Origin of the sequence: Pseudidiomarina fusca (genome assembly GCF_032227045.1) — a bacterium.
GTDB classification, from domain to species: domain Bacteria; phylum Pseudomonadota; class Gammaproteobacteria; order Enterobacterales; family Alteromonadaceae; genus Pseudidiomarina; species Pseudidiomarina fusca.
Map to the genome: position 1 here is coordinate 1 of NZ_JANFPJ010000082.1, position 1424 is coordinate 1424.

The following is a 1424-nucleotide window of genomic DNA, read 5'->3' on the forward strand; positions in this document are numbered from 1 at the left end:
TCAGTTAAGAAATATTTTAGCGATCGGTTGACCGATCCTCCCAATGGATCAGAATCCGTAGTTAGTTAATTCTAGCTACGGATTTTTTTATGCAACTCACCACAGCACTCGCAATAGCCAATGGATATGCTCCAAACTCTGAAGAACTGGGTAAATTATCCGACATTCTTGATCCTGATTTAATTGATGAGGCGTTTGATAAGGCCGGTGTCGGCACGGTCAGGAAAAGACGTTTACCCTTGGATATGGTGTTGTGGAGTATTATAGGCATGGCCTTATATCGCAACACCAGCGTGTGGGACATCGTTGGACAAATGAATATTATGCTGCCTGGTCGACGGGCACTTGTAGCTCCAAGCGCTATTCCTCAAGCACGACAACGCCTTGGTGAACATGCCGTACAATCGGTATTTGAACATACGCAAGCGATTTGGAATGAACAAGCCGAGCATCCAACATGGCATGGCTTACGATTGCTTGGCGTCGATGGTGTTGTTTGGCGAACCCCTGACTCCAATGAGAATCAGCAAGCGTTCAAAAAGAGTTCAAATCAATTTGGTGAGCAATATCCTCAAGTGCGCATGGTCTGCCAAATGGAATTAACGAGCCATCTTCTAACGGGAAGCCAATTTGATTGTGCTTCAACAAATGAGATGGTGCTTGCAGAAGGACTTATCGAATCGACAGCTAACCATTCATTGACCCTATTCGACCGAGGTTTTTACTCGTTAGGACTCCTTCACAAGTGGCAAAATACCGGTGTTGAACGTCACTGGCTTATTCCAATGAGAAAAGGAACTCAATATAAAGTGCTCAGGAAAATAGGCCGTCACCAAAAGCTCATTGAGCTGACAACCACGCCACAATCACGCAAAAAATATCCGAATTTACCTGAGACCATGCAAGCTCGAATGTTAACACGGACTATTGATGGTAAAGAGCGCACCATATTAACGTCGATGGTCGATCCATTGCGTTATCCAAGCGAAGATATTGTTGAGCTTTATGAGCAACGTTGGGAAATCGAACTCGGCTATCGAGAAATGAAACAAGTTTTACTTCAAAATCACTACACGCTACGGAGCAAGCGACCAGAAATGATACGTCAAGAGCTATGGGGAATACTCTTAGCGTACAATATTATTCGCTATCAGATGGTGAAAATGGCGAGCAAAATTAAAGGGATATATCCAAATCAACTGAGTTTTACCTCGTGTGCTACAGCTATTATTAACTGGCTATACACGGCTTCACTTAATTCAGCGGGGAATATCCCGAAAACTCTCGAACATCTTCAAGAAATTGCAGAGCATTACGTTTTGCCAATAAGGCGAACCGAGCGGGTTTACCCACGAGAAGTTCGTTCAAAACCTCAGAAATATGCGAGAAAAAAATGCCAGTCAGCTCTTAACTGACTGGCATTA

1 protein-coding gene is annotated in these 1424 nt (G+C 43.7%); it reads left to right on the forward strand.

Annotated features, from left to right (window positions below; genetic code table 11):
- Nucleotides 1–89: 89 nt before the first annotated feature.
- Nucleotides 90–1415 carry an IS4 family transposase gene (locus tag NOG12_RS13135; RefSeq protein WP_110077112.1) on the forward strand — a complete coding sequence of 442 codons (1326 nt, stop codon included), beginning with the start codon at nt 90–92 and terminating at the stop codon, nt 1413–1415.
- Nucleotides 1416–1424: the final 9 nt, after the last annotated feature.